General features: G+C 60.9%; 8 protein-coding genes. All 8 read left to right on the forward strand.

Features of this window, described 5'->3' with window-relative positions; translation table 11 throughout:
- Positions 1 to 14 precede the first annotated feature (14 nt).
- The 8 genes from DRB19_RS19095 (at position 15) to DRB19_RS19130 (ending at position 7,102) form a co-directional block, all read left to right on the forward strand.
- Complete coding sequence (locus DRB19_RS19095; RefSeq protein ID WP_114187632.1) at positions 15 to 773, forward strand: ABC transporter ATP-binding protein; 759 nt, start codon at positions 15 to 17, stop codon at positions 771 to 773.
- Positions 766 to 1,473: an ABC transporter ATP-binding protein gene (locus tag DRB19_RS19100; protein ID WP_114187622.1), complete on the forward strand. Its 708-nt coding sequence runs from the start codon at positions 766 to 768 to the stop codon at positions 1,471 to 1,473. The genes DRB19_RS19095 and DRB19_RS19100 overlap by 8 nt, the downstream gene beginning before the upstream one ends.
- 6 nt (positions 1,474 to 1,479) lie before the next feature.
- Positions 1,480 to 2,367, forward strand: a complete 888-nt coding sequence (locus DRB19_RS19105) for a branched-chain amino acid ABC transporter permease (RefSeq protein WP_114187623.1) — start codon at positions 1,480 to 1,482, stop codon at positions 2,365 to 2,367.
- A gap of 4 nt (positions 2,368 to 2,371) precedes the next feature.
- The gene (locus tag DRB19_RS19110) at positions 2,372 to 3,346 is read left to right on the forward strand and encodes a branched-chain amino acid ABC transporter permease (protein WP_114187624.1); all 975 of its coding nucleotides are present in this window, start codon (positions 2,372 to 2,374) and stop codon (positions 3,344 to 3,346) included.
- A gap of 54 nt (positions 3,347 to 3,400) precedes the next feature.
- The gene (locus DRB19_RS19115) at positions 3,401 to 5,035 is read left to right on the forward strand and encodes a GMC family oxidoreductase (protein WP_114187625.1); all 1,635 of its coding nucleotides are present in this window, start codon (positions 3,401 to 3,403) and stop codon (positions 5,033 to 5,035) included.
- 304 nt (positions 5,036 to 5,339) lie between these two features.
- On the forward strand, positions 5,340 to 6,104 hold the full coding sequence (locus DRB19_RS19120; RefSeq protein WP_162815754.1) for an NAD-dependent epimerase/dehydratase family protein: 765 nt from the start codon (positions 5,340 to 5,342) through the stop codon (positions 6,102 to 6,104).
- Between the two features lie 63 nt (positions 6,105 to 6,167).
- The gene (locus DRB19_RS19125; protein ID WP_114187627.1) at positions 6,168 to 6,590 is read left to right on the forward strand and encodes a helix-turn-helix domain-containing protein; all 423 of its coding nucleotides are present in this window, start codon (positions 6,168 to 6,170) and stop codon (positions 6,588 to 6,590) included.
- A complete protein-coding gene (locus DRB19_RS19130) occupies positions 6,587 to 7,102 on the forward strand; it encodes an IS630 family transposase (RefSeq protein ID WP_147023587.1) in 516 nt (171 codons plus the stop codon). The genes DRB19_RS19125 and DRB19_RS19130 overlap by 4 nt, the downstream gene beginning before the upstream one ends.
- Positions 7,103 to 7,226 lie beyond the last annotated feature (124 nt).

Here is a 7,226-nt window from a genome sequence, read left to right on the forward strand (position 1 = left end):
TCAGCAGCCGTATGATGGCCAGTACCCAGCCTATTCTGAGCGCCACCGGCCTCACCATGGAGTTTCGCGGTTTCGTGGCCGTGAAGAATGTGACCCTCTCCGTGGACGAGGGCACGATCCATGCCTTGATCGGCCCTAATGGAGCCGGCAAGACGACCGTCTTTAACCTCCTGACGAAGTTTCTCACCCCGACGCGTGGCCAGATTGTCTACCGTGGGGCCGACATCACGGCCATGAAGCCGGCCGAGGTCGCCCGCTTGGGTCTCGTGCGCTCGTTCCAGATTTCCGCAGTTTTTCCCCATCTGACGGTGCTCGACAACGTCCGCATCGCCCTGCAGCGTCCATCAAACCTCGCAACGCAGTTCTGGCGTCCTCTCTCGGCGCTCTCGGGCCTCGATGATCGCGCCATGGAGCTCATCGAAGCTGTGGGCTTGCGCGCCTATGCGCATCTGCCGGCCGTCGAGTTGTCTTATGGGCGCAAGCGTGCCCTTGAGATTGCCACGACCCTGGCCCTCGACCCTGCGATGCTGCTCCTCGACGAGCCTATGGCGGGGATGGGCCATGAGGATATCGGCCGCATCTCGGACCTGATCCGCCGCATCGCCCAGAACCGCACGGTGCTGATGGTCGAGCACAACCTCAACGTCGTTTCCGATCTCTGCGACAGGGTCACGGTTCTGGCTCGCGGCGAAATCCTGGCCGACGGCTCCTATGATGCCGTCAGCGCCGATCCGCGCGTGCGTGAAGCCTATATGGGGACCGAGCATGAGTAACACGCCCCTCCTCGAAGTTCGCGGGCTCAACGCCTGGTACGGCGAAAGTCACGTTCTCCACGGCGTCGATCTCGACATCCAGGAAGGCGAGACCGTCACGTTGCTCGGACGCAATGGGGCCGGAAAGACCACGACCCTACGCGCCATCATGGGGATCCTGCGCCGCCGCGAGGGTGTTCTTCGCCTGCGAGGACAGGACCTCCTGGGACTGCCGCTCCATCGGGTTGCGCAGACGGGTCTTGGATACGTGCCCGAGGAGCGCGGCATCTTCGCGAGCCTCAGCGTCGCCGAGAACCTCATGCTTCCGCCGAAGGTCGCGGAAAACGGCATGAGCGTGGAGGAAATCTACCAGCTCTTCCCTAACCTCCATGAACGGCGCACCAGCCAGGGCACCAAGCTGTCCGGCGGCGAGCAGCAGATGCTGGCGATCGCTCGCATCCTACGGACGGGCGCGACGGTCCTGCTTCTCGACGAACCTACGGAAGGGCTTGCTCCGGTCATCGTGCAACGAATCGGCGATGTGCTGGTGGCGTTGAAGAAGCGCGGAATGACCATCCTGCTCGTCGAGCAGAACTTCCGCTTTGCCCGCAAGGTGGCCGACCGCTTCTACCTCATGGAGGATGGGCGCATGGTGAACTCCTTCCCGGGCCACCAACTTGACGCCAACATGGACCAACTCCACGAAGTGCTTGGAGTCTGAGGCAACATGAGCACCATTTTCGGCATTCCAGCTCCGGCGTTTTACGGCCAGCTCCTGATCGGCCTCATCAACGGGTCTTTTTACGCTCTCCTGAGCCTCGGCCTCGCGGTGATCTTCGGTCTTTTGCGTGTGATCAACTTCGCTCACGGCGCGCAGTACATGCTCGGCGCGTTCGCCGCGTACCTGCTCCTCGGCTATGCGGGGATCGGGTATTGGCCCTCTCTCATTCTGGCGCCCCTGATCGTCGGCGTTACCGCTGTCGTGATCGAACGCACGATGTTGAGCAGGCTTTACAACCTGGACCCGCTTTACGGGCTTCTCCTGACCTTCGGGCTCGCACTGATCCTGGAAGGCGTATTCCGCTACTGGTTCGGAGCCGCTGGACAGCCCTATTCGCCCCCGTCGCAGCTGACCGGCGCTGTCAATCTCGGCTTCATGTTCATGCCCATCTATCGAGGCTGGGTCGTGGTCGCGTCCTTGATCATCTGCCTCAGCACGTGGCTTCTCATCGAGAAGACGCGGCTGGGCGCGTATCTGCGGGCCGCCACAGAAAACGCTACGCTGGTCCAGGCCTTCGGCGTCAACGTGCCAAGGCTCCTGACGCTCACGTATGGGCTGGGAGCGGCGCTGGCGGCCGTGGCCGGCGTTCTGGCCGCTCCCATCTATCAGGTGAGCCCGCTGATGGGCTCCAACCTCATCATCATCGTCTTTGCCGTGGTGGTGGTGGGCGGCATGGGCTCGATCCTCGGAGCCATCGTGACCGGATACATGCTCGGTGTGCTCGAGGGTCTCACCAAAGTGTTCTATCCTGAAGCCTCCAGCATTGTGATCTTCGTGATCATGGCCATCGTTCTGCTCATCCGGCCGGCAGGCCTCTTCGGCCGCGAGGAATGACATCATGACTGTCGAGACGCAGTACCTTTCCGCACAGCCCAAGCTCCGCGCGACCACGACGGTACTTGGCGCAATCGCCATTGCGGCGCTTCTGGTGGCTCCCTTCGTGGTTTATCCGATCTTCCTGATGAGCGTTCTTTGCTTTGCGCTCTTTGCCTGCGCGTTCAACTTGCTCATCGGCTATGTAGGCCTTCTGTCCTTCGGCCACGCCACTTTCTTCGGAGGAGCAGCCTATTTCACAGCGCATGCGGTCAAGGTGTGGGGCTGGGAGCCGCTCTCCGGAATCCTACTGGGCGCCGCCGGCGCCGCGGCCCTGGGTTTCGTGGTCGGCTTCCTGGCCATTCGCCGTCAGGGCATCTACTTCGCCATGATCACGCTTGCACTTGGGCAGATGTTCGCCTTCATCTGCCTGCAGGTGCCGTTCACCCACGGCGAGGACGGGATCCAGGGCGTTCCCCGCGGCCATCTCCTCGGCTTCATCGACCTCAACGAGCCGCTGGCGATGTACTACGTCACCTTGGCCATTTTTCTTTTTGGCTTTTTCGCCATTTGGCGCATCGTGAATTCTCCCTTCGGGAATATTCTCAAAGCCATTCGTGAGAACGAGCGGCGGGCGGTCTCGCTGGGCTATCGGGTCGACCGGTACAAGCTCGGGGCGTTCGTGATGTCGGCGGCCTTGGCCGGACTTGCCGGGGGCACAAAGGCGATCGTATTCCAGTTCGCCACTCTGACAGACGTGCAATGGCAAATGTCCGGCGAGGTTATCCTGATGACCCTGCTCGGCGGCATCGGGACTCTGGTCGGCCCGGCCATTGGCGCAGGGCTTGTGCTCGCGCTGCAAAACTATCTCGCGGCGTCCGACTTTCCCGTAACGGTCCTGATCGGCATCATCTTCGTGGTCTGCGTGCTGCTCTTCCGTCGCGGCATTGCCGGCGAGGTCATGGAATTTTTCAAAACCAGATTCAATAGATCCACCTAGCACGAGGCTAATCAGTTATACTTTCTCCAGGCTTTCATACTGTCGAGCTTATCCATGTCAGCCAGCGATACATTCGATTACGTGATTATCGGTGGGGGTTCGGCGGGCTGTGTTCTTGCCAACAGGCTCTCGAAGGATCCCCGGAATTCCGTCTGCCTTCTCGAAGCTGGCGGAAAGGATAACTGGATCTGGTTTCACATTCCGGTCGGCTATCTGTTCGCCATCGGCAATCCCCGTTCCGACTGGATGTTCAAGACCGAAAGCGAGCCTGGCCTGAACAACCGGATTTTGAACTACCCGCGCGGAAAAGTTCTTGGCGGCAGCTCAGCCATCAACGCCATGATCTACATGCGGGGCCAGCGGGAAGACTATGACCGTTGGCGTCAGATGGGCCTGGAAGGCTGGGGCTGGGACGATGTGAAGCCGATCTTCCGCAAGCACCTTGACCACTATATGGGCGAAGGCGAGCACCATGGCGCTGGAGGCGAATGGCGGGTGGAAGCGCCACGGGTGCGCTGGGAGCTTCTGGATGCGTTCATCGAGGCGGCGGTCGAAGCAGGCATTCCCCGTGTCGAGGATTTCAATACCGGAAGCAACGAAGGCATTTCCTACTTTCACGTCAATCAGAAGAACGGCCGGCGTTGGTCTGCGGCTCGCGGGTTTTTGAAACCTGCGCTGTCCCGCCCCAATCTCAAGGTTGAAACCCACGCCCACGCCACACGCATCCTCTTCGAGGGCAAACGCGCCGTCGGTGTCGAGTTCCGGCAACACGGACAATTGCGGCGCGTCCTGGCAAATCAAGAAGTCGTGCTTTCCGCCGGCGCGGTGGCGTCGCCGCAGCTCCTGCAGCTTTCCGGCATCGGCGACGGGTCCCTGTTGCAACAGCATGGAATCGATGTCGTTCATCACCTCCCTGGAGTGGGGGAAAACTTGCAGGATCACCTGCAGCTTCGGCCGATTTACCGGGTTGAGGGTGTCAGAACGCTCAACGAAATTTACCGATCCCTCGTCAGAAGGGGCCATATGGCGCTGGAATACGCTCTCTTCCGTCGAGGGCCATTGACGATGGCGCCGTCGCAGTTGGGCGCCTTCACGCGCTCCTCGCCCGCGTATGAGACCCCTAATCTGCAGTTCCATATCCAGCCGTTGTCCCTGGACAAGTTCGGTGAGGATCCTCATCCCTTCCCGGCCTTCACGGCCAGTGTCTGCAATCTACGTCCTTCCAGCCGCGGTAGCGTGAGGCTTCGGGGCAACGAGCCCGCGGATCCGCCGACCATCCGGCTCAATTCTCTCTCTACCGTGGAAGACCAGCAGGTCGCCGTCGACGCCTTGCGCTTGGTTCGCCGCGTCGTTTCAATGCCGTCGCTGCAAAAGTACCACCCTCAAGAGTACAAACCGGGGCCGGACTTAACAACCGACGACGAATTGCTCCAAGGAGCACGCGACATCGGCACGACGATCTTCCATCCCGTTGGCACCGCTAAGATGGGAATCGACGGCGATCCCCTGGCTGTTACGGACTCGCGCCTGCGTGTGCGCGGCGTGGAAGGACTTCGCGTCATTGACGCATCGGTCATGCCGACGATTACCAGCGGCAATACCAACTCCCCTACCCTCATGATTGCCGACAAGGGAGCAGCGATGATCCTGGAGGACCGTGCTGGCGGCCGCCTGCTCCGTTCGGCCTGAGCAAGACAACCCAACACTCCCGAGCCAAGCCACGTGAAGTCTTCAGGCCTCCCATAAAGGCCGCCGTACCGGGCCTAAAACAGATCCGCCAAATAGCCCGATCTGATCTTTCATCGTATCAGTTCGCTATGCCGGCGCAGATTTGCTTGCGTCGAGGTTGGACGAACTACCTCGGGAGATGCAATCGCCATAGCTGAGTGAGACTCTTTACCCTCATTAGCTTAAAGTTCTGACGGTTTGGACTGCATGCCTTCGTGCGGCTGGCGCTCAGGCAGCAATAATCGCCGTCCTACAGGGGTGTGCCGTGTCGCAGCGCTATCTTGTCACCGGAGGCTGTGGGTTCATTGGATCCCATTTGGTGGATGCCCTCATCGCCGACGGCTCTCAGGTCGTCGTTCTCGATGATCTTTCGACCGGCCAGCGCAGCAACCTGACAGACGCCGCAGAACTGATTGTCGGGGACATCCGAGACCAAGATCTTTTGGTACAGGTATCGGAAGGATGCGGTGGGATTTTTCATCTCGCGGCCATCGCGTCCGTTCCGAAATGTACCCAGCAATGGCGCGACTCGCACAGCATCAACCTGTCGGCATCCATCGGCATCTTCGAGTTGGCGGCCAGCCTGAACATCCCTGTTGTGTACACCTCATTCTCGGCGGTTTATGGGGACGTTGAACGAACGCCTATTGGTGAGGACGATCCGAAACTTCCGATTTCCGCCTATAGGGCGGACAAGTACGCGATGGAGCTTCATGCCTCCGCCGGCGCGCGCAACCGGAACCTCCGTTCCTTCGGCCTTCGCTTCTTCAACGTTTACGGTCAGCGCCAGGACCCAAGCTCGCCCTATTCCGGGGTCATCGCGGTATTTATGCGTCTCGCGCTCGACGGGGCGCCGGTTACCGTTCATGGAAGCGGCGAGCAGGTTCGGGACTTCGTTTATGTAGCGGATATGGTTGAGGCGTGCCGGGCCGCGATGAAAAGATTGCAGGGGCATCAAGCCGCTTCCGCGGAAGTCATCAATGTCTGCACAGGCAAGGCCACGTCGATACAGATGCTAAAGCGCTTTTGATCTGGGCTTAAACCCATTCGGGTGGTCTGAGCGTTGATGGGGCTATGGCCCGGGAGGCAAGCCATGCCCCAGCCCTATTCTCCTGATATGCGTGAGCGTGGTCTGGTTGCCTGCGCGTGGGGCGACCTTCCTCAGGTCGAGATTGCCCACCGCTTCCAAGTCTGCCCTGCCACCGTGTCGAACTGGCGCCGCCAAGAGCGTGAGGAGGGCCGGCGTGCTCCGAAGCCGCACAGTGGTGGCGTGCCCTCGCGTCTGGATGTAGCAGCTCTGGAGGTGCTGCGTCAGCTCGTGATCGAGGACAATGACGCGCTGCTGCGCGAGTACCGTGAGCGCCTGGCCGAGCGCACCGGCGTGACGGTGTGTCTGGCGGTGATCTGTGAGGCGCTCAAGCGCCTCAAGCTGCGTCCGAAAAAAAGACCCTCCGGGCGGCCGAGCAGGAGCGACCCGAGATTGGAGCCGAACGTGAGACTTATCGCCAGCAGATGAGCGACATCCCCGCAGACCGCTTGGTGTTCCTGGACGAGAGCGGCGTCACCACCAAGATGGCGCGCACCCGTGCGCGAGCCCCGCGCGGGCAGCGGGCGTACGGAAGTATCCCGCTCGGCTCCTGGCAGCGGCTGACGGTCGTGGGGGCGCTGGCCTGTGACGGCCTGGTGGCCACCATGAGCATCGAGGCATCATCCACCTCGACCGCTGTGCTGCTGGCTTATCTCGAGCAGGTGCTGGTGCCCAAGCTCCGGCAGGTGAAGCCGGATGCGATCCTGGTGATGGACAACCTGCGCCCGCACCATGCAACCGAAGTCAGTGAGCTTCTCGCGCAGGCCGGGATCGGGCTGTTGTACCTGCCGCGCTACTCACCTGAGTTCAACCCGATCGAGCAGGCCTGGGCCAAGGTGAAAGAGCGGCTCAAAGCCAAAGCCGCACGCACTCTTGAAGCCTTGGAGGCGGAGCTCAAACCAGCCCTCGACACCATCACCGCACAAGATGCCCTACACTGAAATCAAAAGCGCTTTAGCATGGCACGGATTGTCCCTGTGCAATGGATTAGAGCGTGCAGCGGTTGCGTGGAATCGGGATCGCTGATTCCATTGGGCTGGTTGTAGTCGGTCGGGAGGCGTCCCA

Source organism: Microvirga aerophila (genome assembly GCF_003332305.1).
In the GTDB taxonomy this organism is placed as follows: Bacteria; Pseudomonadota; Alphaproteobacteria; order Rhizobiales; family Beijerinckiaceae; genus Microvirga; species Microvirga aerophila.

Bases quoted from the DNA above. Each gene is read 5' to 3' on its own strand.
- DRB19_RS19100 (WP_114187622.1), top strand. From the start codon at position 766: ATGAGTAACACGCCCCTCCTCGAAGTTCGCGGGCTCAACGCCTGGTAC.
- DRB19_RS19125 (WP_114187627.1), top strand. From the start codon at position 6,168: ATGCCCCAGCCCTATTCTCCTGATATGCGTGAGCGTGGTCTGGTTGCC.
- DRB19_RS19110 (WP_114187624.1), top strand. From the start codon at position 2,372: ATGACTGTCGAGACGCAGTACCTTTCCGCACAGCCCAAGCTCCGCGCG.
- DRB19_RS19115 (WP_114187625.1), top strand. From the start codon at position 3,401: ATGTCAGCCAGCGATACATTCGATTACGTGATTATCGGTGGGGGTTCG.
- DRB19_RS19130 (WP_147023587.1), top strand. From the start codon at position 6,587: ATGAGCGACATCCCCGCAGACCGCTTGGTGTTCCTGGACGAGAGCGGC.
- DRB19_RS19095 (WP_114187632.1), top strand. From the start codon at position 15: ATGGCCAGTACCCAGCCTATTCTGAGCGCCACCGGCCTCACCATGGAG.
- DRB19_RS19105 (WP_114187623.1), top strand. From the start codon at position 1,480: ATGAGCACCATTTTCGGCATTCCAGCTCCGGCGTTTTACGGCCAGCTC.